Raw genomic sequence first — 23,658 nt, forward strand, 5'->3', positions numbered from 1 at the left:
TCCCTTCAATGGCTGGACCCCTCGACAATGCCATGATCTTGCCGCTCCCCTCGATCGATCGGGTGGTGCAGGTGGAAAAGGCCTTGTCTGATTTCGTCAAGCGATCCGGCCTGGCGCCGGGCTCTCGCCTGCCGACGGAACGGGAATTGATGGTGGCGCTGAATGTCGGCCGCTCGACCATTCGCGAGGTGTTGCGTAAATTCCAGGCGCTCGGCGTGATCGAAAGCCGCAAGGGCAGCGGCACCTATCTGCTGAAGCCGATCTCGGCCGGAACGGTTCATATGCCGATTTCGATCGATGCGCAGGGCCTGCGCGATGCACTTCTCATGACGCTGGAGGTGCGCCGCGGCATCGAGATCGAGGCCTCCATGGCGGCCGCCAGACGTCGAACGGACGCGGATATCGCCATCATGGAAGCGCGGCTGGTGGAGATGGAAACGGTTCATCTTGCGGAAGGAACGTCAGGCAAGGCCGACCTGGCCTTCCATCTTTCCATCTATGATTCCACGCACAACCCGCTGTTCCGGCAGCTTTTGGAGCAGATGCGCGAGGGATTCGAGCGCTTCTGGTCAAAACCGTTCGACCGTCCCGATTTTGCCTCTCGCTCCTTCCCCTTCCACCGCACGTTGTTCAACGCGGTCGTGGCCGGGGATGCGGAGGGCGCGCGGGAAGAAACCCTCAAGATCCTGCGGATCGTCGAGGAAGATATCAAGGACATGTCCCAATGAGCCACGGCTCCGATTTCTACGATCTCGCATCGCTCATCGTCGCGCATGATGCGCCGCATGCCTTCGAGGCGGTCGTGCCACCGATCGTACAGACCTCGCTTTTCACCTTCTCCAGCTACGAGGAGATGGTGGCCACCTATCGCGGTGAGAAGGCGCGCCCCGTCTATACGCGCGGGCTCAACCCGACCGTTCGGTTTTTCGAGGAGATGCTGGCCAAGCTCGAAGGCGCGGAGGATGCGCTCGGCTTTGCCAGCGGCATGGCCGCGATTTCGGCTTCGGTTTTGTCCTTCGTCGGTCCCGGCGACCGGATTGTTGCCGTGCGCCATGTCTATCCCGATGCCTTCCGGCTGTTCGGAACGCTGTTGAAGCGGTTGCAGATCGAGGTGACCTATGTCGATGGCCGTGACGAGGCGGCGGTCGACAAGGCGATGGCCGGGGCAAAGCTGCTCTATCTCGAAAGCCCAACCAGCTGGGTGATGGAAGCACATGATGTAGGCGCGCTGGCCGCCGTGGCGCGCCGGCATGGCGCGCTCTCTGTCATCGACAATTCCTGGGCGAGCCCGATTTTCCAGAATCCGTTGTCGCTCGGTGTCGATCTCGTCTTGCATTCGGCATCGAAATATCTTGGCGGCCACAGCGACGTCGTTTCCGGCGTCGTTGCCGGCTCGAAGGCGCTGATCGACCGTCTGAGGGCGGAAGCCTATCCCTATCTCGGCGGCAAGATGTCGCCTTTCGATGCCTGGCTGCTGATCCGCGGCCTGCGCACGCTGCCTCTGCGCATGGCCGCACATCAGGCCTCCGCGCTGGAGATCGCGACCCGTCTGAAAGCTTTGGATGTGGTTGAGACCGTTTGCCACCCCGGCTTGGCCAATCAGCTGCCGCCCGGGCTCAACGGTACGTCAGGGCTGTTTTCCTTCATCTTCAAGCCTGGCGTCGATATCCGCGCCTTCGCCAATCACCTCAAGCTGTTCAAGCTCGGCGTGTCCTGGGGCGGGCATGAGAGCCTGATCGTGCCGGGCGAAGTGGTGCTGGAACAGAAGGCGCAACCCAATTCCGCGCACACCTTCGGCATCAGCGAGCGATCCGTTCGCCTTCATGTAGGCCTCGAGGGAACCGAGGCACTCTGGGCCGATCTGACTTCTGCGATTGAGGTGGCAACGACGCCTCTTTGACCGCGACGACATCACCATAACAAACTGGGAGCAGCAAATGAAAAAACTGGTAGCCACCGCAATCTTCACCGCCCTGATGGCCGGCACGGCGCTTGCCGATACCACGCTGAAGCTGGTCGAGGTCATCACCAGCCCGGAGCGGACAGAAACGCTGAAGAGCCTGACCGCGAAGTTCGAGGCCGAGAACCCGGGCACGAAGGTCGAAATCATCTCGCTTCCCTGGAGCGAGGCCTTCCAGAAATTTGCCACGATGGTCTCCGCCGGCGATGTGCCCGACGTGATGGAGATGCCGGATACCTGGCTGTCTCTTTATGCCAATAACGGCATGCTGGAGAGCCTGGAGCCTTATTTGGCCAAGTGGCAATACACCAGCGGCCTGACGCCGCGCGCGCTGGAACTCGGCCGCGACGTGAAGAACACCGCCTACATGCTGCCCTATGGCTTCTATCTGCGCGCCATGTTCTACAACAAGAAGCTTCTGCAGCAGGCGGGCGTGACCGAGCCACCGAAGACGCTCGAAGATTTCGCCGAGGCATCCAAGAAGGTTTCGGCACTCCCCGGCAAATATGGCTATTGCCTGCGCGGCGGCCCAGGCGGCCTGAACGGCTGGGTGATGTTCGGCGCGTCGATGGCTGGCTCGAACGCCTTCTTCACAGAGGATGGAAAGTCCACCTTCGACAGCCCCGGCTGGATCAAGGGGCTGACCTATGTGATCGACCTCTACAAAAACGGCTATGCGCCGAAGGACAGCGTCAACTGGGGCTTCAACGAGATCGTGGCCGGTTTCTATTCGGGCACCTGCGCCTTCCTCGACCAGGACCCGGACGCGCTGATCGCCATTGCCCAGCGCATGAAGGCTGAGGATTTCGGCGTGACCGGCATTCCGAAGGGCCCGGATGGCAAGGCATTCCCGACCATCGGCTTTGCCGGCTGGTCGATGATGGCGTCTTCGGCCAACAAGGATCTGTCTTGGAAGCTGATCGAGACGCTTGAAGGTCCGGAGGGCAACATCGCCTGGAACAAGAAGACGGGCGCGCTGCCCGTGCATCTCGCAGCGGAAAAGGATCCGTTCTACGCCAGCGAGCAGTTCAAGGGCTGGTTCGACGAGCTGGCGGACAAGAATGCCGTGCCGACCAAGATGCCGACGCATCTGGAAGAGTTCGCCTTCTTCAAGGACTCTCTTGTCATCAAGACCTCGCAGGAAGCCCTGCTCGGCGACATCACCCCGGAAGAGCTTGCCAAGCAGTGGGCGGATTACATGACCAAGGCGCAGCAGAAGTTCCTGTCGTCCAAGTAAATCCTGTCTCAAGCACATGCCCGGGGCGCCGCCTCGGGCATTCCACCCCGTATGCTGACAGACTGCCGCCGATTGCGGTGCGTGATGGCCTTTGCGCCGTCTGTCGCCCGCGCGCGAGGAGCCTTCCATGTCCCACCCCGAAGCCGTGCGATCCGGCGCCGCGAGAAAGCCCGCAATGCGCCGCTTTGCCGATGCGGCCGAGCCCTGGTTTTATGCCGCGCCGGTGCTGACGCTGATCGTCGCCGTGATGCTGGTGCCGCTTCTTCTCGGCCTGTCCTACGCGTTCCGGGACATTCAGCTGCTCAATCCCTTCTCCGGCGCCTTTATCGGCTTGGAGCATTTCAAGACGCTTGCGCGCGACGATGCCTTCTATCGCGCGCTGAAGAACACGTTGTGGTGGACCGGCGCCTCGGTCTTTCTTCAATTCGCCTTAGGTCTCGTGCTGGCGCTCTTGCTCGACAAGCCCTTTCCCGGACGTGGTCTTGCACAGGCGCTGGTTTTTCTTCCCTGGGCGGTGCCCACCTTTCTCGCCGGTCTCAACTGGGCCTGGCTCTTCAATCCGGTGATTGGCCCGCTGCCGCATTGGATGGCGGCACTGGGGATCCTTTCGGCGCCTGACAACATCCTCGCCGATCCGCATCTCGCCATGTGGGGGCCGATCATCGCCAATGTCTGGTGGGGCATTCCCTTCTTCGCCATCACCCTGCTTGCCGCGCTCCAGGCCATTCCGCGCGATATCTACGAGGCGGCGGCCATCGACGGGGCAGGACCGCTGCAGCGGTTTTTGTCGATCACCCTGCCGTTTCTCGCGCCCACCATCGCCATCACGATTCTGCTCAGAACCGTCTGGATCGCCAATTTCGCCGATCTCATCATCGTCATGACCAATGGCGGTCCGGCCGACCGCACCCAGATCGTCGCGAGCTATATTTTCACCCAGGCGTTCCGCCGGCTCGACTTCGGCTATGCCTCGGCCATCGCGCTCGTTCTCCTGGTCCTGCTGCTGGCCTATTCGATGCTGATCGTCGTGATCCGCCAGCGCCTGATCGAGAAGGATTGACCCCGTGACCGGCAGAATCCTCATGACCATCGCGCACCGCGCGGCCATTCTCGCATATATCGTCTTCGCGCTGTTTCCGCTGTTCTGGCTGTTGAAGGTATCGGTCACGCCCAACGATCTTCTCTACAGCGAAGGCGTTCGCTTGTGGCCATCGCATACGACCTTCGAACACTATCGCTTTGTCATCGAAAACAGCGCCTTTCCGACCTTCTTCAAGAACAGCCTGATTGTGGCCTGCTCCACGTCGGTTGCCGTCACGGTGCTTTCGTCGCTGGCTGGCTATGCCCTGTCCCGTTTCCGCTTTCGGGGCAAATACGCCATCGTGGCCTTGATGCTGATCACCCAAATGTTTCCACTGGTCATGCTGGTGGCGCCGATCTTCAAGATGCTGTCGCCACTCGGCCTGACCAACAGCCTGACGGGCCTTGTGATCGTCTATACCGCCTTCAACGTTCCCTTCGCGACCTTCCTGATGCAGTCCTTCTTCGACGGTATCCCTAAGGATCTGGAGGAAGCGGCGATGATCGACGGGGCGAGCCGCTTCATCGCCTTCCGGCAAATCATTCTCCCGCTGACGCTGCCCGGCATCGCCGCCACGCTCGGTTTCGTCTTCACCGCGGCCTGGAGCGAGCTTCTTTTCGCGCTGATGCTGATCTCCGGCAATACGAGCGCGACCTTCCCGGTCGGGCTGCTGACCTTCGTGTCGAAGTTCTCCGTCGATTTCGGGCAGATGATGGCGGCGGGCGTCATGGCGCTGATCCCGGCCTGCCTGTTCTTCCTGCTCATTCAACGCTATCTCGTGCAAGGCCTGACGGCCGGCGCCGTGAAAGGTTAGTCTCATGGCATCCATCGCGCTCAGCCGCGTCGGCAAATCCTTCGGCACCCATTCGGTTCTCAGCGAGGTCGATCTCGACATCAAGGACGGTGAATTCGTCGTGCTCGTCGGCCCCTCGGGTTGCGGCAAATCCACCTTGCTGCGCATGATCGCGGGGCTGGAGGACATCACCTCGGGCACGCTCACCATCGACGGGCAGCGCGTCAACGACCTGAAGCCAAAGGACCGCGACATCGCGATGGTCTTCCAGTCCTATGCGCTTTATCCGCATATGAATGTCGCCGACAACATGAGCTACAGCCTGCGCCTGCGCCGCCGCTCGAAGGAGGTCATCGCCGCCGCCGTCAGCGCCGCCTCCGGGAAGCTCGGCCTCGATCCCTATCTGGAGCGCCGGCCTAAGGCGCTGTCCGGCGGACAACGCCAGCGCGTCGCCATGGGGCGCGCCATCGTGCGCAAGCCGAAGGCCTTTCTCTTCGACGAGCCGCTCTCCAATCTCGACGCCCGGCTGCGCGAGCAGATGCGCGCCGAGATCAAGCGCCTGCATGCCGAACTCGGCGCGACCTCGGTCTATGTGACCCATGATCAGATCGAAGCCATGACGCTCGCCTCGCGGATCGTGGCGATGAATGCCGGCTCCGTGCAGCAGATTGGTGCGCCGCTCGACCTCTACGACCGACCCGCAAACCTGTTCGTGGCCGGCTTCATCGGTTCGCCAGGCATGAATTTCCTGGAGGGACGCTGCGAGCAGGGACCTGAGAACAGCACGGTGGTTCTCTCCAGGGGCTACAGGCTTCCGCTCTCGGTCCGCATTCCCGCAGCCGATGGTGAGACCGTAACACTCGGCATTCGCCCTGAGCATGTGACGGTCGCGCCAGACGGCCAGATCGACGCCGCGGTCGAGCTGGTGGAGCCGACCGGCCTTGGCATCATTCTCCATCTCATCGTTCACGGCGAAAGTTTCAAACTGTTCACGACCGACCGCGCGCTCCTCCAGCCTCAAGCCACGCTACGGATCAATCTGCCCAAAGAGCGGCTGCATGTCTTCGACCAGAGCGGAAACCGACTGGCGGTCATGTAAGTCAGGAGGCCGGAACAAACGGCAGTCTAGTCGCAAACGCGGACCATGTCAGCGGCTCACCATCTGAGCCGTCGGTCACTCGGCCCATTCCGGGTCGGTGGTAAAGGCAATTGTGAGCCAGCGATCGGGGCTCGCCTCGCCCAGCGCATCGCCGATTTCGTCGCGCAGGGCGTCCCATTCTTCCAGACGCTTGGCTGGCCAGTCTTTCGGTACGATGAAATAGAGCTCGATCTGCCGGCCGCGGCCGACCTTGGCGACATAGGCGCGGTAGGAGAGGAAGCCGTGGCGCTGGACCACCGCGCTCGCCACCTCGTCCACATGGCGCTTGAGGTCCAGCGGCGTGACCAGCAAGATGTCAGCCAAGGCCTGGCGGACAGTGGAAAAGGGCATGGGCAGGATGACGAGGCTGACCAGGCCGAGGGCCACTGGGTCGATATAGGGCGCGATCCAGGCGCGGTCGCTGCCTTCGACCAGCGCGCCGATGATGAAGGCCAGGAGGAAGGCGGCCGTGAGCGCCGCCGACATGATCCAGGCCTTGACATCGAGCGCCACCAGGTCTGACCGGATGGTGCGATTGGCCCGCTGTGCGAAAAAGGCCATGACAAGCGTGATCGCCAGGGTCGCGACGGCATAGATGATCGCCTGCCCGAAGGCGAGCTCCCGTCCACCGGTCATCACGCTGCCCACGGCATTGATCAGCCCATAGATCGCCGCCGTCATCAGCATCAGCCCATTCAGCGCCAGCACCATCGGCTCCAGATGCCAGAAACCGACGGTGAAGCGATCCGCCAGCTTGCCGGTGGCGGGGCCGCTGACGGCGGCGGCGGCAATCAGCCGGGAAACAAGCAGGGCAACGAGGGTCATGGTCGCGTCGGTGAGCGCGTAAATGCCGTCGAAGACGATGGCGAAAGAGCCGGACAGCAGGCCGAAGACGATGCCAACGGCGGCGACCAGCACCGTCATCGCCACCGACATCCGCAACACCGCCTGCTCCGTCTGCACATCAGCCTCCTATCGCCGCTCGCGCACGCTCCCGTCTTGCGCATGTAGCGCATCCGGCCGCCAGAGTGAAACCGGGATTGAATAAGGCGTTTGACAGGAAGCGTGACAGACGCGCGACCCAGGTTTCCTGCCGCCTCTAGGGAGGTCAGGGAAGCATTGGTCGAGACATGGGCATCGATCTTCCAGCCGCCCCATTGAAAGCCGATTTCTCGATCAGGCGCCGCAGGATCGTCTGACTACCAGGCTGCAGGGCAGGCGGGTGATGCCGGGTTCGACCGGCAGCCCGCGCGTCAGATCGAGCATGGCCAGGCCGGCGCGGCGGCCCAGTTCCTTCAGTTCCATGTCGATGGTCGTCAGGGGCGGGCGGGTCTGCGTGGCGATCACCCGCCAATTGTCGAAGCCGACAACGGCCACGTCCTCGGGCACTTTCAGCCCGCGATCGCGCAGGGCATCGATGACGCCGCGTGCGATTTCGTCGCTGCCGCAGAAGATCGCCTCCGGCAGGTCCCCTCCGCGCTCCATCACCAGGCGCACGGCCTCGTGGCCCCATTCCTCCGTCCATTCGCCGAACAGCACATCCAGTTCAGCGCCTGCGAGATCGCGATAGGTCTCGGCGCGAAGCTGGGCGGCCAGGTAGTCTTCGAGCCCGGTGATGTGGAGGATGCGGCGGTAGCCGCGATCCAGGAGATGCTGAACGGCCAGCCGGGCGCCCTGTGCATCGTCTGGAATAAAGGTAGGAGCCGTCGGTGGTCCGATTGCGAAGGCGTAGACCACCGGTATCGCCAGCCGGGTGAGGTCGATGGGCGGCGTCAGGTCCGCCCGTGTGGCGGTGAAGATAATGCCATCCACCTGCTTGTCGAGCAGCGCTTCGAGATGCAATTGCGCCAGGCGCGGATCGTTATTGGTGGCGCAGAGAAAGGCGGATACGCCATGGTCGACCAGCGCTTCCGAGACGCCTGCCGTCATGGGCAGGGTCAGGCGGCCATAGGTGTCGTTGGTGATGATGCCGATCGAATGGCTGCGCTTGGTCAAAAGGCTGCGCGCCAGCGCATTCGGGCGAAAGCCGATCTGCTCCGCAATGCGGCGCACCTTCTCCCGTGTCTCGGGATTGGTCCGTCCGATGCCGTTCAGCGCGTTGGACGCCGTGGAAATACTAACCCCGGCCGCCTTGGCGACATCGCGGATCGTGCGTCTGCGGGGCGGTTCCTCGCTCACAGTCTTGCTCTCCGGCTCCGTTTCGCTGTGCGCATTTGCTCTGCTCGATGACGCGTCAATGAAGGTGTTGCGCAGGCGTGAGGCTTCGGCGTCCCTTGCTGCATCTGCGTCTTCATAACCTGGTTTTACCAGTTGATAAAAGCTTTTAGCAAAAAATATCCGTGTTGATAAAAGGTTTTAGCAGAATCTGTGTTTCTGTGTGTGTCCATCATGTCGACAGCTGGAAATTTCTCGATTACCGTTGCTTTACGTCATTCGCAGCCGACTGACGGCAATCAAAAGAGGGAACGATTATGCTCAAGATCCGCTGGGCGCTTGCCGCGCTTTCGCTTGCCGCCAGCACGGCGCTCGCATCCACCTCTGCCCATGCCACGGATGTGACGCTGTGGGTGCGCACCTCCTCCGGCGCCGTCCTGCAGGGGCTGGCCGACCACTACAACGCCAAGCACAGCGACAAGATCACGGTGACGCAGATCACCGCCGAGCAGATGGTGCCGAAGCTGGGCGCCGCCATTGCCGGCGGCGAGCCGCCGGATGGCGCGGTGCTGGACCTGATCTATCTGCCCACCTTTGCCGCCGCCGAAGGCCTTGAGGACATCACCGAGTTTGCCAAGAGCCGGTCCTATTTCCAGGCCATGAGCCCCTCGCACATCCGTCTTGCCACCTATGGCGACAAGATCTACGGCGTGCCGGCGCTGCCCGATGCCTCGATCATTGCCTACAACACCGACCTTTTCCAGAAGGCCGGGCTCGACCCCAACAAGGCCCCCGCATCGCTCGAAGAAATCGCCGCCGATGCCAAGAAGATCACCGCGCTGGGCAATGAGACCTACGGCTTCTATTTCGTCGCCAATTCCGGCAGCTGGCTGATCTACGACTTCCTGCCGCATCTCTGGGCCGCCGGCGCCGATATTCTCAGCGAGGATGGCCGCACGGCAACGGTCGATACGCCGGCTTTCCGCGAGACGGTTGCCGCCTATCGCGACATGCAGAAGGCTGGCGCCATCCATCCCACCTCGCGCTCCGGCAATGGCAACAATGCCGTGGAAGCCTTCGCCTCCGGCAAGGTCGGCGTGCTGATGACCGGCTCCTACATCGTCAATCTTCTGACCAGCAAATATCCTGATGTGAAATTCGCGGTCGCGCCGATCCCCGGCCCGAAGGGAGGCGTTTCGTCCTTTGCCGGTGGCGACACGCTGGCCGTAATGAAGGGCATCAGCGAGGAGAAGAAGAAAGTTCTTCTCGATTTCGTCGACTTCTACATGTCGCCGGAAGAGCAGGTCTACATCACCAAGGAATCCGGCATGCCCTCGCGCACGGATCTCGCGGCCGATGCCTATGCCAGCTTCGACAAGCGCAATCTCGTTGCCTATGACGTCTTGTCCAAGGCCCGCACGCCCTACACCTTCTCCTCGGACGAACTCTTCGTCAGCCGCACCGGCCCCTTCCTCAACCTGATCCAGGGCACGATCTTCGGCGACGATGTCGATGGCGCGATCAAGAAGGCGCAGGAGGACTTCACCAAGATCCTTGAGCGGACCAACCCGTAAGGTTTCGAGGATCTCGCCATGCTCGGGTCGGTCTCGAGCATGGCGGAGGCTTATTGCGGACGTGGTGTCTTCAGCCGTCTCGGCGGTTGTTGACGGCGCGCGGGGGCGATGTCGCTTCGCTTGCCGTCTCCGCTTCCGCAAAACCGACCCCGCGACGTCATCCTCGGGCCTGATCCGAGGATTCACCTTGAATGTGGCACGCGCGACGGCAGTGACCGTCGCGGCAAGCAGCCTTTGCCGCCCATCCGCCGGACCCGCGATGAGGGACCGCCTGTTCATGCCCATGAAGGAGCCGGATCTTGGCCTTTCCCACCTCTCCAGCACCTGCGGCGCCAACGCCGGCAGCGCGGCCTCTGGCTCAGCCGGCCGAGCCGAAAGGCTGGCTCGGCCTCCTCTTCATGGCGCCAAGCCTGGTCTTCATCACCGGCCTTTTCCTGATCCCGCTCGGCATGACGCTGTGGATGAGCCTGCACAATTGGCCGCTGCTCGGCCGGGTGAAATTCATTGGGCTCGCTAATTATGCAGAGCTTGCCCATGACATGCAGCTCTGGCATTCGCTCGGCTTCACCCTGCTCTATACCGTGCTGGTCACGGCCGCGATCATGGCCGTCGCGTTGCCGCTGGCGCTGCTGGTCGACCGGCCGCTCAGGCTCGCTGGCCTGTTTCGCACGGTCTATTTCATGCCTGTGGTCATCGGCTTCGGAGCAGCGTCCACGCTCTGGATGTGGCTCTTGAACCCCGATAGCGGCGTCTTCGCGCAATTGCTGCGCGGCGCCGGCCTGGTCGATAGCGCGCCGCGTCCGCTGGAAAGCTTCTGGCCGGCGCTTGGTGTCATCATCCTCATGGTTGTCTGGAAGACCGCTGGCTTCACCATGGTGATCCTGCTCACCGGTCTGCAGGCCATTCCGGCCGACGTGATCGAGGCCGCCAAGATCGACGGCGCCAGCGTCTTCTCGCGCTTTCGCCGGATCACCCTGCCGCTGATGCGCAATTCGCTGCTGCTTGCGCTGGTGCTGAACGTCACCTCGTCGATGCTCGCCTTTGACCAATTCTTCATCATCACCCAGGGCGGCCCGTCCAACAGCACGATCTCGGCGGTGTTCTCGATCTATCTCGCCTCCTTCTCCTCCTATCGACTGGGCTATGGCGCGGCCATGTCCTTCGTCCTTCTGGTCGTGCTGGTGGCAATCAGCTCGGTTCAGCTCGCCTTCCTGCGCCAGCGTCCGGAGGAATCGTGATGGAGCGCATTCGCCGCATCCCTGCGCAGCAGCCCTTGTCCGAGCGCCTGTCCTTCTGGGGCTTCGCTCTGGCCGGTCTCGTTGCCGCCCTAATCTTCCTGATGCCGGTCGTCTGGTCGCTCGCCAATTCGTTCAAGCCGGCGGCTGAGGCGCTTGCCCATCCCGCCGCCTTGTTTTCCAAGAGCTTTTCGCTAGAGAATTATCGCCGGCTGGAGGGTGTGGGCGCGGGCTGGTATGTCTATGCCACCAATTCCGTGCTGATCGCACTCGGCACGGTGGCCCTGACCATCCTCGTCGCCGTTCCCGCCGGCTATGGCTTTTCCAAGTTCCGCTTTCCCGGCCAGTCGGCGCTGTTCATGATCGTCATGGCGACCATGATGATCCCGTTCCAGTCGATCCTCACGCCGCTGTTCCTGATCTTGAAATTCCTGAAGCTGCAAAACAGCCTGACCGGGCTGGTGCTGATCTATGTCACCTTCCAGCTGCCCTTCTCGATCTTTATGATGCGCAATGCCTTCGATGCGGTGCCGCGTGCGCTGATCGAGGCGGCGAGGATCGATGGTGCCTCTCAGGCGACCATCCTGCGGCGGATCATGCTGCCGATCGCCCTGCCGGGGGTCGCCACCGTCGCCATGTTCGCCTTCCTCAATTCCTGGAACGAGTTCCTGGCGGCGCTGATCTTCCTCTCCGACCAGAACAAGTTCACCCTGCCGATCATGCTGGTGAACGTCTCCTCCGGCATTTACGGCATCATCGACTGGGGCGCGCTGCAAGCGGGCATCGCGGTGACGATGCTGCCCTGCATCCTGCTCTTCCTCGCCCTCCAGCGCTATTACGTGCGCGGGCTGACGGCCGGCGCCGTCAAATGAGCGCCTCCACCCATTCCGTTCCCAAAGCTTCCATGTCCGGGAAGGCGGCTGCATGCGCCGCCAGTCCCGCAGAAGGTGTCTTCATGTCTGCTTCCGATCCGACCCCATCCTCGCTTAAGACGCGCTTTGTTCCCGCCGATCACAGCCGCGTCACCTTCACCGGCGGTTTCTGGGAAAGCTGGACGCGCACCGTGCGCGAGGTGACGATCCCTACCCAGCACATGCGGCTGAAGGAGGAGGGCTTTCTGGAGGTTCTCGATTTCGGCAAGCCGCCGGCGCCGCTCGCCCGGCCAATCCAGCCGAGCGGCCTGTCGATGCAGCATTTTTTCGACAGCGACTTCGGCAAGTGGATCGAGGCGGCAAGCTATACGCTGAAGACGCATCCCAACCCGGATATCGAGGCGAAGATCGACTCCATCGTCGAAAAGCTCGAACAGGGGCAGATGGCGGACGGCTATCTCAACAGCTGGTTCATTCGCCGCGAACCGGAAAAGCGCTGGACCAATCTGCGCGACCTGCATGAAATGTATTCCATGGGCCATCTCTTGGAAGGCGCCGTCGCCTATTTTCAGGCGACCGGTAAGCGCCGCTTCCTCGACGTGATGATCCGCGCCGTCGACCATATCATCGACACCTTCGGTCCCGAGCCGGGCAAGTTGCGCGGCTACGATGCGCATGAAGAAATCGAGCTGGCGCTGGTCAAGCTCTATCGCGTCACCCGCGATCCCCGGCATCTGTCGCTCGCTACCTTCTTTGTCGACGAGCGCGGGCAGATGCCCTCCTATTACGACGAGGAGGCCCGCAAGCGCGGCGAAGACCCGGCCGATTACGTCTACACCACCTATGCCTATAGCCAGGCCCATATGCCGGTGCGCGAGCAGACGCAGGTCGTCGGCCATGCCGTGCGCGCCATGTATCTGCTCTCCGCCATGGTCGACCTCGCCCATGAGAATGACGATCCGACGCTCAAAGCCGCCTGCGACCGGCTGTTCAACAACCTCGTGGAGCGTCAGCTTTATGTAACGGGCGGCCTCGGCCCCTCGGCCTCGAACGAGGGCTTTACCCGCGAATTCGATCTGCCGAACGAAACCGCCTATGCCGAAACCTGCGCGGCCGTGGCGCTCGGCTTTTTCAGCCACCGCATGGCGCAGCTCGATCTCGACGCCCAATATACCGATCGGCTGGAAACCGTGCTCTATAACGGCGCGCTCTCCGGCATTGCCCGCGACGGCGAGCATTATTTCTACGAGAACGTGCTGGAAAGTCACGGCCAGAACCGTCGCTGGAAGTGGCATTATTGCCCCTGCTGCCCGACCAACATTGCGCGGATGATCACCTCGCTCGGCCAATATGTCTATTCCGCCAAAGACGACGCGCTGGCCGTGCATCTCTATGCCGCCGGGACTGGCGAACTCGATCTCGGCGGCAAGCTCGTCCGCCTGTCACAGGAGACGCACTATCCCTGGGACGGCGATGTCGCGATCCGGCTCACTCTTGAGGCCGACGCGGAGTTCACGCTCCACCTGCGCGTTCCCGGCTGGTGCCGCGGGGCTCGCCTCAGCATCGATGGTAAGGCGGTCGATATGGCCGCTTGCACGGTAAAAGGCTATGCGGCGATCCGCCGGGTCTGGCGCAATGGCGACGAGATCCGCCTGTCTTTCGATATGCCCGTCGACCGCCTTTATGCCCATCCGGCTGTCAGCGAGGATGCCGGCCGCGTGGCGCTGCGCCGGGGGCCGGTGGTTTACTGCGTGGAGGAAACGGACATCGGCACCGAGCCGCAGCGGCTGCGCCTGCCGGCCGATGCGGCTCTGGAGGTTCATTTCGAACCCGATCTTTTGGGTGGCGCCACCGTGCTGTCGGGCGAAGCGCTGGAGGCGGAGACGCAGGATTGGGGCGGGCTCTACCGCACGGCGCCACCGCACCTCAAGACACGCGCCTTCAAGGCCATTCCCTATCACCTCTGGGCCAATCGCGAGGCCGGGGCCATGCTTGTCTGGCTCAACGAGAAGTAGGGGAGGCGAAGATGGCAAGACTGGAACTGAGAGACGTCGTCAAGTCCTACGGTATCTACGAGGCCGTGCGCGGTATCGATCTGGAGATCGAGGACAAGGAATTCGTGGTCTTCGTTGGCCCCTCCGGCTGCGGCAAGTCCACCACGCTGCGAATGATCGCGGGGCTGGAGCACATCACCGCTGGCGAGATCGTCATCGGCGGCCAGGTGGTCAACCGCCTTGGCCCAGGCAAGCGCGATATCGCCATGGTCTTCCAGAACTATGCGCTCTATCCGCATATGTCGGTGCGGGAAAACATCTCCTTCTGTCTGGAGCAGCAGCGTCTGTCGAAGAGCGAGATCGCCAGCCGCATCGTACGCGCGGCGGAAACGCTGCATATTGAAGAGCTGCTCGACCGCCGGCCGGGCCAGCTGTCCGGCGGCCAGCGCCAGCGCGTGGCGATGGGCCGGGCGATCGTTCGCAATCCCAAGGTCTTTCTCTTCGATGAGCCGCTGTCGAACCTCGATGCCAAGCTGCGCGTGCAGATGCGCACGGAGATCAAACGGCTCCATCAGATCCTGCCGACGACCACCGTCTATGTCACCCATGATCAGGTCGAGGCGATGACCATGGCCGACCGCGTCGTCGTGATGAAGGACGGGCTGATCGAGCAGGCAGGCCCGCCGCAGGTGCTCTATCATCGCCCTGCCAGCCGCTTTGTCGCCGGCTTCATCGGCTCGCCGGCCATGAATTTTCTCGATGCCAGGCTGGAGGCCGAGGCCGACGGGCTCTCCGTCAGGCTGGCGGATGGCCGCAGCCTGCCTGTTCCGCCCGGCAGGCTCTGCGCCTACGCGTCCCATGCCGGCCGAGCCGTCACGCTCGGGCTTCGTCCGGAAGCGCTTTCGGTACGCCAGGATCGCCTCGGTTTCGCCAAGCTCGACGCCGATGTCGAACTCGTCGAGCCGCTTGGCCCCGCCACGATGATCTATTTCACCCTGGCCGGTGCCGCGCTCTGCGCCAGCATCGATCCCGAAGCGGCGCCGAAGGCCGGCCAAAGCCTGCCGCTCTCGGTGAACATGAACCAGATGCATCTTTTCGATGCCGACACGGGTCTGTCCTTGCTGAAATGATGGGTCGATCCGGCCTAGCTGTATGGCCCATGACCACGCTGCGAAACTTTGGTCCCGGCGTCGCCAGCAGCTCTTACGCCCTGTCAGGCGAACTGTGTCAGGCGATGCGCCGCTCGGGATAGTGGACCAGGAAGCTTGAGACCTCCGCCTCCGCCAGAGGCGGGGAGAAGAGATAGCCCTGGACGAAGACAGCGCCCAATCGCTGGAGAACGGCCAGTTCCTCGCCGGTCTCCACGCCTTCCACCACGCATTCCAGCTCCATGTCACGGCTGAGCGCGAGAACCGATTTGACGATCTTGAAGCTTGCCGGCCGCTGATGCAGCGCACTGACGAAGCTGCGGTCGATCTTGATCTTGGTCAGCGGCAGCGCATGCAGCCGCGTCAAGCTGGAATAGCCGATACCGAAATCATCAAGCGAAATGCCGCAGCCAAGCGCGCGCAACATGTCGACCGAGCGCTCCACCTGATCGAAATCATGGGTGAAAGCCGTTTCGGTGATTTCGAAATCCAGGCGATGCGGATCGAAGCCGCTGGCATTGACGATCGACACCAGCGCCAGAACACTCTCGGCCGATGTGAGGTCCTGCGCCGAGAGGTTGAAGGACAGGCGCATTCCGCCTTCCCAGCCGCGCGCAATGGCGAGCGCTTTTTGCAGGAGCGGACGTGTCAGCATGCCAACGATGCCCGCCCGTTCTGCAATCGGGAAGAAGCGCGACGGCGGCACGCGGCCAAGGGTGGGACTCTCCCAGCGCGCCAGGCTCTCAAAGCCCATGATGGCGCCATCGCGCAGGTCGATGATCGGCTGAAAGACGATCGATAGCTCTTGCGCCGGGTCACATTGCTTCAGTGCCTGTTCGATGCGCGTTTCGATATTGATGCGCCGCTCGTGATCACTGGTAAAAAGAACGGCGCCGCCGCGGCGCGCCTTCTTGGCGTGGTAGAGGGCATAATCGGCGCGGTCGAAAAGCTGCTCGGCCGTACCGGCAAGATCGGGATAGACGGCGATGCCGATCGATGCGGAGACCCGGACGGTCGCTTCGGGCATCTGGATCGGCAGATGCAGCCGCTCGGTCAGTACGTTGCCGCCATCGATTAGCTGCTGGTCGCTCGATGCCTCGGTGACGACCACCGCGAACTCATCGCCACCCAGCCGGAAGGCCAGGACATTCGGCGGCTGCTGGGCAAGCCGCCGGCCGATTTCGATCAGCAGCCGATCGCCGACGGAGTGGCCGTAGAGATCGTTGATCGGCTTGAATCCGTCGAGATCGATGATCCCCAGAGCGAGCCGCTTGCCGCCGTGCTCGGCGTCCTGCAGCATGCTTTCCAGATGCGAAAAGAAGGCGCGCCGGTTGGGCAGGTCGGTCAGCCGGTCGACATTGGCCAGCCGCAGATTTTCATTGCTGAGCGCCTGGGTCTGCTGCTGCGAGACCACCATCTGCTCGAAATGCCGGTAATTGGTGAAGACGATCGACATCATCCCGAAGCAGACCAGCGCCACATTGATGGTAATGGCAGCAAAGGTCGCCTGACCCAAGGACAGGAAGAAGACGATAAAGGCGCCGTTGACGATCAGTGTGACGATCAAGGCAGCCGAGCGCACATGCGTCAGGCAGAAGATGCAGGAAATGACGGTGATCGCCATGTAAAAGGCGACATGGCTCTGCGCATAGGCATCCCCATAGGGCACCAACAGGAAGGACCAGGCGGTGAAGGCAACGGCGATGCCCACGGAAAGCGCGTTGGTGCGACGCAGGACCAGATAGGCCCGTTCCGGTGTGGGCTCCGCATGTCGTGTCCGCCACCAGAAGAAGATTCTGGTGACACAGCCGATGGTCAGCACCATCGGGATGCCGATCGTCAGCCAGCCGGGCGTGGAGCTCATATGGGTCGCGGCGAGCGCCCAGGTGCTCGACAGGAGAATCAAATACATCATCGGCATCTGCCGGGTGAAGGCACGATGCTGCGCCTTCAAGAGGTCGGGATTATCCGAACTCACCGTAAAAAGCTGACGAATTGCCGCAATGACCGCCAAATTTCTCTCCCTGCCTGACCATTGAGCGCATCGCGCCTGTTCAGCAAGAGCGAATTTATCAGTGACGCATGCAAAAAATCGTAAAGTTCGCCTAGCAAATCCCGAGTTATTTGCGGTTACGGCAGCTATATCCTGGGATGGACGTGCGGACGGGCAATTTTAGACATCGAAAAATATGGATCACTCGATAATTGATCAATCAAATCTAATAATGTCATTTCATTCGCGCGTAGGTAGCGCTTTCAAAGAACGCCGTGATCTTGATAAGGCGGATCTTTTCGAAAGACACTTCTCATTCGTTGGCGAGGCGGGTGGGTGGACGCATGGCGCAAAATGCCCAGGGTCAACGCTCTTCAACTTGAAGGTCAGCGGTTTCCAACGACTGCTCAAGGAAGTGTGTTGTCTGGCCAAATCTATTTCCGGTGCGAGGAGCACCGGAAATAGTCTCTCGTCTGGGGAGGCAAGATAGATGGGTCGGATGATGACCCGTCAGCAATCCTTCTTCACACCGTCGTCACTGGTGTTGCCTTCGACGCAGTTGCCACCAGGGTTGGTTGTGGTGTTGCTGTGATTGCCGGTGGTGCCGGGGCTGGTGCTTGCGGGCGCGCCGGTCCCAGTCGTGTTGGTCCCTGTCGTGGTGCCTGCACCGGAGTTCATGTCGGTGCCCGTCGTGCCACCGGTGCCACTGCCCGTGCCTGTACCGCTGGCGCCGCCCGTGCCGGTGCCCATCGTATCCGTGGTGCCGCTGCCCGTTGTGCCGGTGCCGGTGCTGCCACCGGTGCTGCCACCGGACTGCGCAACGGCTGCCGTTGCCAGACCGCAGGTCATCAGCGTGACTGCAAGCAATTTGAGTCGCATGGGTATTCCTCCAATGAATGTGTATGATCGCGACGAGCCGCATGGATGGACGGCCATCCGATAAAGCGCCTGCTGGCGATCCCGTGGCGCACCCCGCTGGAAGCGGTCCGTCCGTTGGTGCGCCCCCTGCTAACCCTGAGATGGGAAAGAAGTTTCAGGGTCTTTCAATAATATTGATGCCTGTGTGAAATTAGTAACTAGAAAAACTAAAGTATTTTGTAATATATACGCCTATATTTCTATATGACGTTTGCAATATTCCGGAAGCGCTAAGTCAGCATGCATCGGCGAGCAAGCGTACACGATGATGTTGAGGTTGATGCTTAGGGGCTTAGGCGGGAAGGCGGCCGGAGGTGGTCTAGGCTTGACCTCCGGCGTTGTTGCGACGCTTGGACGATGCGGCAGCATCGCCCTGCGCCTCGCGCCTAGCCGGCGGTCAAGCCTGGATCATCCTATGGATTCCTTTCAACGAGAATGCGTATAAGTCCGTTCGGGAGCGCCTTCCATGCGGTATCAATCCGCAAAGGCCTCAGCGCTGATCCAGAAGACCGCATCCTGCGATTCTGCCGTTTCCAGCCAGACGAAATCGAGATGCGGATAGTCTTCTTCCAGGATTTCCCGGCCGGAACCGATCTCGCAGAGCAGGCCACCGTCCGGATTGAGAAAGGCTCCGGCCTGGTCGAGGATCTGCCGCACGAGATCCAGCCCATCTTCGCCGCCATCATGCGCCATAGCCGGCTCGGCCTGGAATTCCGGCGGATAGCCGGCCAGGGCGGCGTGATCGACATAGGGCGGATTGGTGATGATCAGGTCGTAGGTCTTGCCCTTGAGCGGCGCGAAAAGATCGCCTTGGTGGAGCGTCACCTGATTTTCCACTTCATGCTCGCGCAGATTGATCCGCGCCACATCCAGTGCATCAGCCGACAGATCGACCGCATCGACCTTTGCATTCGGCATGAATTTGGCCGCCAGGACCGCGAGGCAGCCGGAGCCGGTGCACAGATCCAATGCGCTTTCCACCGATGTGGGATCGGGCAGGAACGAGGAGCCTTCGGGATTGAGATATTCGCTGAACAGCAATTCGCCTAAATGCGAGCGCGGGACGATAACGCGCTCATCGACGTAAAACCGAACACCTTGAATATAGGAGCGGCCGGTGAGATAGGCGGAGGGCTTGCGGGTCGTCACCCGGGCTTCGATCCGCTCGACAAGGAGTCGGCGCTCATCCGCCAGGAGGCGCGCATCGAGGAACGGGTCCAGACGGTCGATCGGCAGGTCGAGCGAGTCGAGCAGGAGAAAGGCCGCGTCGTCCCCGGCCGTGGTCGTGCCATGGCCATAGCTCAGATCGGCGGCGTTGAAGCGGGAGATGGCATAGCGCCAATAGTCGCGCAGCGTAACGAGTTCACGAGCAATATAATCGATGTTCACAGGCGCATTCCCTTCCAAAGATAAGCCCTGTCCAGTAAGGCCGAGGCCGGGCATGGTGGAAAAGCCGCGATGCGCGCGAGGACCCACCTCGAAAGATCCGGGCAGGGCCGGCGCCATCGCAACATGCCGGTTTCGGCCCTTTGCTCCGGCTCCATGGCTCCCTTAGGATAGCAGGGCCCCGCCGGTCAACCGAGCAGGGCGCGCTTGAGGATACAGTGATGAAAAGCGGACGCAAACGGCAGGTGCCGGCATCCACCAGGCGTGGCGGCACACCCGCTCCAGCCACGGCGAACCGCATGTCTCGTCCCATCGCCGAAGAGGGAAAGCGCGTGACCCTGCCGCGCGCGCTTTCGAAACTCGGCTTCTGTTCGCGCACGCAAGCCGAGCTGCTGATCGCCGATGGCCGGGTGCGTGTCGATGGGCAGGTCGTGCAGGATGCCACGCATTGGGTCGATCTCGACAAAGTACGCCTCAGCGTCGATGGCGCGCCGGTGGAGGCGGAAGCGCCGCTTTATCTCATGCTGAACAAGCCGCGCGGCCTGGTGACCACGCGCCACGACCCGCAGGGCAGGGCAACCGTGTTCGACTGCCTGAAAGATGTCGCGGCCACACATGTCTCGCCCGTGGGGCGGCTGGACAAGGCGAGCGAAGGGCTGCTGCTGTTCACCAACGATACGGAATTTGCGCAGGCGCTGCTCGATCCCGAGACTCATGTGCCCAAAACCTACCATGTGCAGATCGATCGGCTGGCCGATGCCGACCTCGTCAAGACGCTTGCTGCCGGCGTGCTGCATGAGGGGGAGCGGCTGAGCGCCCGCTCGGTTACCATTCTGCGTCAGGGCGAAAAGCATGCCTGGCTGGAGGTGGTGCTGGAAGAAGGACGCAACCGCCAGATCCGACGCATGCTCGAAGCGCTTGACGTCGGCTGCCTGCGGCTGGTGCGGGTGGCGATCGGCCCCCTGCGTCTCGGCGATCTGGAAAAGGGAGCTGTTCGGCCTCTGTCTGGCGCGGAACGCGACACGCTGCGCCGGTTGGTGGATGAAGCACGCAGACGCGAAGCAAGAGGCCTTTCGCGCCCGTAGAGGGAGGTAGCTTTAGTAGGCTGGCGAGGAGCGTCCGCGAATCTTGCTTTAAATGCCGCTCGCTCTCTCATTCAGGCCGAGCGGCGCAGCATCAACTCGCTCTTCAACAGGATACGGTCCGCGTGCTGCGGCCTGCCTTCGCCATCGCCGAGCTTCTGCAGAAGCAGTTCGATCGCCAGTCTGCCGATCTCATTATAATTCTGAGCGACGGTGGTGATTGGCGGGCAGGCATATTGCGACAGGGGATGGTCGTCATGCCCCGCCACGCGCAGATCGCAATCGCTGCCATGACCGACCTTCAAACCGCGCTGATAGGCGGCAGCGATCACGCCGAAGGCGATGCGGTCATTGGCGCAGAGAATGGTGCGGCTCGGAAGCCGTTCGGGCGCGGAGAGCAGCCGCGTGGCTTCATCGAAGCCGAAACGCTCGAAATCCCAGCTCGCACGATCGGTGACAGGCAGCACATGCGGCGCAAGGTCCAGCCGCTCCATCGCCTCCCGATAGGCCTGCAGGCGCGTATGGGCGTTGGTGTTGACCTTCGGCATCTCGAAATAGGCCGGCGGCTCGCCGGAGCGGCAGAGGTAATCGACAATCAGGCCAAAGCTCTGGCGGTTATCGGTGCCGACAAAGGCGGCGGTCTCATCCGGTGGCGAGTCGACATAGACGAGCGGAATGTCACGGTGAAAGTCCGCCAGTGACGAGCGCCGCCCGTGCAGATCCAGCGGCGCGACGATGGCGCCGGCGACATTCATCGAGCGGAAGGTGCGGATTGCCCGGTCCTGCAGTTCCGCCCGGCCGTCCGAGGTCAGAACGACCGCGAGGAAGCCTGCCTCGCTGGCGATCAGCTCGATGCGACGTGTCAACGCCATGTAAAAAGGGTCGGTGGAATTGGGGATCACCACGCCGATGATATTGGAGCGGCGACGGTTGAGGTTCACGGCGAAGATGTTCGGCCGGAAGCCGGACTTCTTCAGCGCCTCCTCGATCGTGTCGCGCGTTTTCTTGCGCACGGAGCTCGGATCGTTGAAATATTTGGAGACGGTGGGGCGCGAGAGGCCGACGAATTCGGAAAACTCCTCCATGGTCCTGATCGACTTCGCCAAACCGCATGCTCCCCGGGGCACTCCCCCATGAACCGTGCCAACTCCATGGCCCATCACTTGCTAAAATGCCGGAAACGGCCGTGCAAGAAAAGGGCTGCCGCGCTGCGCGCGTCATCCCCAATTCGATTTCATCAGCCCAGAGGAGGATCGCCTGATCCTGACGGGTCAGGCGGCGACGTACTGCACCTTCATGGTCGCGGGGTCCGTTGGCTTGCGCGTAAAGAAGGGCAGCATCTCGGCCAGCGGCAGCTGATGCGACACGAGCTTTGCCATCGCGCCTGTGTCCTGAGCCAGGATGCGCAGCGCTTCTGGAATATTCCGGTTGAGGGAATGCGAGCCGACGAGCTTCAGCTGCCGGCGGAAGATCTCGAAGGGCGAAACCGCAATCCGCGCATCGGGCGCGGCCACGCCGAAGACCAGTGCCGTACCGCCATCGGCAACCAGCGCAATCATGTCTTCCACCACCTTGGCGATGCCGGTTGCGTCGGCCACGAGGTCGAAACCCTTGGCCTGCCGGGTCAGCGCCTCCGATCCCGAGACCGCGCCTTGCAAGCCGAGATGTTCGGCAAAGCCCAGCCGGCTTTCATTGATGTCGGCAACGGTCACGGTTTCCACGCCGCGCGCCTTGAGCGACAGCGCGAGAAGCAGGCCGATGGGGCCGGCGCCAAAGACCAAAGCGTTTTCATGCGGCCGCATACCTTCGGTGATCCCGGCGATCTGCAGCCCATTGAGAACGCAGGCCAGTGGCTCAGCAAGCGCGGCAGTTGGATAGGGCATGTCGCCGATGGTGTGCAGATGCCCGGCCTTGACGAGGCTCATTTCGGCAAAGCCGCCATTGTGGGAGACGCCATAGGCCTTGAGATCGCGGCAAAGATTGGTCAGTCCCTTGCGGCAGGCGGGGCAGGTGCCGCAAGGAAGGTTCGGATCGACGGCTACGCGGTCGCCGGGCTTGAACCCGGTCACATCCGCCGCGACAGCTTCGATCTCGCCGGCATATTCATGGCCGGGGATGACGGGGAAGGCCCCATCGCCGTAGCGGGCATGCAGCACGTCGATATCGGTGTGGCAGAGGCCTGCGGCCTTCACCCGCAGCAGCACATGGCCCGCCGGCAGCGGGCCGAGATCGAGGCGGCCAAGCTCGGCCTTGCCCTTTTCGAGGAAACGGATCGCCTGCATGGCGAGAACCTTTCTCAGCTCATCCAATTGCCGCCGTCGACATTGTATGTCTGGGCGAGGATGTAATCGCTGTCGGAGGAGGCGAGGAAAACGGCGAGGCCCTTGATATCGGCGGGTGTAGCGAAGCGGCCGATCGGTACGGACTGGGCAACAGCCGCCTTCTTCTCGCCAGGCTTCAGGCCTTCCCATTTGGCGAAATGCGCGTCGACCACATCCCAATGCTCGCCATCGACCACGCCGGGCGCGATCGCGTTGACATTGATGCCATGCTTGACGAGCGCGAGTGCGGCCGACTGCGTGGCCGAGATGATCGCCGCCTTGGAGGCGCAATAAAGGGTGACCAGCGCTTCGCCGCGCCGGCCGGCCTGGCTCGCCATATTGATGATCTTGCCGCCGCGCTTGCGCGCGATCATGACGTTGGACACGGCTTTCATCATGAAGAGCGGCCCCTTCAGATTGACGTCGAAAACCTTCTGATAGCTCTCTTCGGAAATGTCGTTGATTGGTGCCATGTCGAAGATCGCGGCATTGTTGACGAGAATGTCGATGCCGCCGAAATCGGTGTCGACCGCCTTCACGCAGGCCTCGATATCGGCCACGCTCGTGACGTCGAGCTTGACTGCGGTCGCAGCCGGGCCAATGCCGGCAGCCGCTTCGCTGGCGCGCTCGATGTTAATGTCGGCAATCACCACCTTGGCGCCTTCGGCGACGAATGCTTCGGCAAAGCCAAGCCCGATACCGCGCGCGCCGCCCGTGATCAGGGCCACCTTGTCCTTCAGTCTCATCTCGGTCTCCCGTGCTGCGGCGTCTT

General features: G+C 62.1%; 20 protein-coding genes. 12 read left to right on the forward strand and 8 right to left on the reverse strand.

What is annotated here, in order from left to right; genetic code table 11:
- Positions 1–8: 8 nt before the first annotated feature.
- From BMX61_RS20990 to BMX61_RS21015, 6 genes are all read left to right on the forward strand, one after another.
- Positions 9–728, forward strand: a complete 720-nt coding sequence (locus BMX61_RS20990) for a FadR/GntR family transcriptional regulator (RefSeq protein WP_170854992.1) — start codon at positions 9–11, stop codon at positions 726–728.
- Entirely contained in the window at positions 725–1,900 is a 1,176-nt protein-coding gene (locus BMX61_RS20995) for a PLP-dependent transferase (protein WP_075625542.1), read from the forward strand. The genes BMX61_RS20990 and BMX61_RS20995 overlap by 4 nt, the downstream gene beginning before the upstream one ends.
- 37 nt (positions 1,901–1,937) lie before the next feature.
- Positions 1,938–3,197 carry an ABC transporter substrate-binding protein gene (locus BMX61_RS21000; RefSeq protein ID WP_075625543.1) on the forward strand — a complete coding sequence of 420 codons (1,260 nt, stop codon included), beginning with the start codon at positions 1,938–1,940 and terminating at the stop codon, positions 3,195–3,197.
- Positions 3,198–3,324: 127 nt separating this feature from the next.
- A complete protein-coding gene (locus BMX61_RS21005) occupies positions 3,325–4,257 on the forward strand; it encodes a carbohydrate ABC transporter permease (protein WP_075625544.1) in 933 nt (310 codons plus the stop codon).
- Between the two features lie 22 nt (positions 4,258–4,279).
- On the forward strand, positions 4,280–5,092 hold the full coding sequence (locus BMX61_RS21010) for a carbohydrate ABC transporter permease (RefSeq protein WP_075625545.1): 813 nt from the start codon (positions 4,280–4,282) through the stop codon (positions 5,090–5,092).
- 4 nt (positions 5,093–5,096) lie between these two features.
- Positions 5,097–6,170 carry an ABC transporter ATP-binding protein gene (locus BMX61_RS21015; protein ID WP_075625546.1) on the forward strand — a complete coding sequence of 358 codons (1,074 nt, stop codon included), beginning with the start codon at positions 5,097–5,099 and terminating at the stop codon, positions 6,168–6,170.
- 75 nt (positions 6,171–6,245) lie between these two features.
- Here the strand turns inward: BMX61_RS21015 and BMX61_RS21020 are convergent, their stop codons facing one another.
- Complete coding sequence (locus BMX61_RS21020; RefSeq protein ID WP_075625547.1) at positions 6,246–7,172, reverse strand: cation diffusion facilitator family transporter; 927 nt, start codon at positions 7,170–7,172, stop codon at positions 6,246–6,248.
- 213 nt (positions 7,173–7,385) lie between these two features.
- Positions 7,386–8,387, reverse strand: coding sequence for a LacI family DNA-binding transcriptional regulator (locus BMX61_RS21025; RefSeq protein ID WP_075625548.1), 1,002 nt, complete (start codon positions 8,385–8,387; stop codon positions 7,386–7,388).
- A 293-nt stretch (positions 8,388–8,680) separates the two neighbouring features.
- On the opposite strand from BMX61_RS21025, the gene BMX61_RS21030 reads away from it, so the two are divergent.
- The 5 genes from BMX61_RS21030 to BMX61_RS21050 all read left to right on the forward strand — a co-directional run bounded on the left by BMX61_RS21030 (position 8,681) and on the right by BMX61_RS21050 (position 15,168).
- Entirely contained in the window at positions 8,681–9,937 is a 1,257-nt protein-coding gene (locus BMX61_RS21030) for an ABC transporter substrate-binding protein (RefSeq protein WP_075625549.1), read from the forward strand.
- A 353-nt stretch (positions 9,938–10,290) separates the two neighbouring features.
- The gene (locus BMX61_RS21035; protein WP_075625588.1) at positions 10,291–11,175 is read left to right on the forward strand and encodes a carbohydrate ABC transporter permease; all 885 of its coding nucleotides are present in this window, start codon (positions 10,291–10,293) and stop codon (positions 11,173–11,175) included.
- Positions 11,175–12,044: a carbohydrate ABC transporter permease gene (locus BMX61_RS21040; protein ID WP_075625550.1), complete on the forward strand. Its 870-nt coding sequence runs from the start codon at positions 11,175–11,177 to the stop codon at positions 12,042–12,044. The genes BMX61_RS21035 and BMX61_RS21040 overlap by 1 nt, the downstream gene beginning before the upstream one ends.
- Positions 12,045–12,127: 83 nt before the next feature.
- Entirely contained in the window at positions 12,128–14,059 is a 1,932-nt protein-coding gene (locus BMX61_RS21045) for a glycoside hydrolase family 127 protein (protein WP_075625589.1), read from the forward strand.
- An 11-nt stretch (positions 14,060–14,070) separates the two neighbouring features.
- Complete coding sequence (locus BMX61_RS21050) at positions 14,071–15,168, forward strand: ABC transporter ATP-binding protein (protein ID WP_075625551.1); 1,098 nt, start codon at positions 14,071–14,073, stop codon at positions 15,166–15,168.
- Positions 15,169–15,265: 97 nt separating this feature from the next.
- Here the strand turns inward: BMX61_RS21050 and BMX61_RS21055 are convergent, their stop codons facing one another.
- The 3 genes from BMX61_RS21055 to prmB form a co-directional block, all read right to left on the reverse strand.
- Positions 15,266–17,200: a putative bifunctional diguanylate cyclase/phosphodiesterase gene (locus tag BMX61_RS21055; protein ID WP_075625552.1), complete on the reverse strand. Its 1,935-nt coding sequence runs from the start codon at positions 17,198–17,200 to the stop codon at positions 15,266–15,268.
- A 489-nt stretch (positions 17,201–17,689) separates the two neighbouring features.
- Positions 17,690–18,058, reverse strand: coding sequence for a hypothetical protein (locus tag BMX61_RS24915; protein WP_075625553.1), 369 nt, complete (start codon positions 18,056–18,058; stop codon positions 17,690–17,692).
- A gap of 513 nt (positions 18,059–18,571) precedes the next feature.
- The gene (gene prmB / locus BMX61_RS21065) at positions 18,572–19,486 is read right to left on the reverse strand and encodes a 50S ribosomal protein L3 N(5)-glutamine methyltransferase (RefSeq protein ID WP_075625554.1); all 915 of its coding nucleotides are present in this window, start codon (positions 19,484–19,486) and stop codon (positions 18,572–18,574) included.
- Between the two features lie 218 nt (positions 19,487–19,704).
- On the opposite strand from prmB, the gene BMX61_RS21070 reads away from it, so the two are divergent.
- Positions 19,705–20,568 (forward strand): pseudouridine synthase, encoded by an 864-nt coding sequence (locus BMX61_RS21070; protein WP_407703810.1) that lies wholly within the window; start codon positions 19,705–19,707, stop codon positions 20,566–20,568.
- Between the two features lie 71 nt (positions 20,569–20,639).
- Here BMX61_RS21070 and BMX61_RS21075 read toward each other — a convergent pair whose 3' ends face one another.
- From BMX61_RS21075 to BMX61_RS21085, 3 genes are all read right to left on the reverse strand, one after another.
- Positions 20,640–21,650, reverse strand: coding sequence for a LacI family DNA-binding transcriptional regulator (locus BMX61_RS21075; RefSeq protein WP_075625555.1), 1,011 nt, complete (start codon positions 21,648–21,650; stop codon positions 20,640–20,642).
- 186 nt (positions 21,651–21,836) lie between these two features.
- Entirely contained in the window at positions 21,837–22,847 is a 1,011-nt protein-coding gene (locus tag BMX61_RS21080; protein ID WP_075625556.1) for a zinc-dependent alcohol dehydrogenase family protein, read from the reverse strand.
- A gap of 14 nt (positions 22,848–22,861) precedes the next feature.
- Complete coding sequence (locus BMX61_RS21085) at positions 22,862–23,632, reverse strand: L-iditol 2-dehydrogenase (RefSeq protein ID WP_075625557.1); 771 nt, start codon at positions 23,630–23,632, stop codon at positions 22,862–22,864.
- Positions 23,633–23,658 lie beyond the last annotated feature (26 nt).

This window comes from Xaviernesmea oryzae (assembly GCF_900109605.1).
Lineage (GTDB): Bacteria > Pseudomonadota > Alphaproteobacteria > Rhizobiales > Rhizobiaceae > Xaviernesmea > Xaviernesmea oryzae.

Excerpts from the sequence above, each read along its gene's own strand:
- BMX61_RS21000 (WP_075625543.1), top strand. The coding sequence starts at position 1,938 with ATGAAAAAACTGGTAGCCACCGCAATCTTCACCGCCCTGATGGCCGGC.
- BMX61_RS20990 (WP_170854992.1), top strand. The coding sequence starts at position 9 with ATGGCTGGACCCCTCGACAATGCCATGATCTTGCCGCTCCCCTCGATC.
- BMX61_RS21015 (WP_075625546.1), top strand. The coding sequence starts at position 5,097 with ATGGCATCCATCGCGCTCAGCCGCGTCGGCAAATCCTTCGGCACCCAT.
- BMX61_RS21080 (WP_075625556.1), bottom strand. The coding sequence starts at position 22,847 with ATGCAGGCGATCCGTTTCCTCGAAAAGGGCAAGGCCGAGCTTGGCCGC.
- BMX61_RS21045 (WP_075625589.1), top strand. The coding sequence starts at position 12,128 with ATGTCTGCTTCCGATCCGACCCCATCCTCGCTTAAGACGCGCTTTGTT.
- BMX61_RS21085 (WP_075625557.1), bottom strand. The coding sequence starts at position 23,632 with ATGAGACTGAAGGACAAGGTGGCCCTGATCACGGGCGGCGCGCGCGGT.
- BMX61_RS21005 (WP_075625544.1), top strand. The coding sequence starts at position 3,325 with ATGTCCCACCCCGAAGCCGTGCGATCCGGCGCCGCGAGAAAGCCCGCA.
- BMX61_RS21010 (WP_075625545.1), top strand. The coding sequence starts at position 4,280 with ATGACCATCGCGCACCGCGCGGCCATTCTCGCATATATCGTCTTCGCG.
- BMX61_RS21030 (WP_075625549.1), top strand. The coding sequence starts at position 8,681 with ATGCTCAAGATCCGCTGGGCGCTTGCCGCGCTTTCGCTTGCCGCCAGC.
- BMX61_RS21070 (WP_407703810.1), top strand. The coding sequence starts at position 19,705 with ATGAAAAGCGGACGCAAACGGCAGGTGCCGGCATCCACCAGGCGTGGC.
- BMX61_RS24915 (WP_075625553.1), bottom strand. The coding sequence starts at position 18,058 with ATGCGACTCAAATTGCTTGCAGTCACGCTGATGACCTGCGGTCTGGCA.
- BMX61_RS20995 (WP_075625542.1), top strand. The coding sequence starts at position 725 with ATGAGCCACGGCTCCGATTTCTACGATCTCGCATCGCTCATCGTCGCG.
- BMX61_RS21040 (WP_075625550.1), top strand. The coding sequence starts at position 11,175 with ATGGAGCGCATTCGCCGCATCCCTGCGCAGCAGCCCTTGTCCGAGCGC.
- BMX61_RS21075 (WP_075625555.1), bottom strand. The coding sequence starts at position 21,650 with ATGGAGGAGTTTTCCGAATTCGTCGGCCTCTCGCGCCCCACCGTCTCC.
- BMX61_RS21050 (WP_075625551.1), top strand. The coding sequence starts at position 14,071 with ATGGCAAGACTGGAACTGAGAGACGTCGTCAAGTCCTACGGTATCTAC.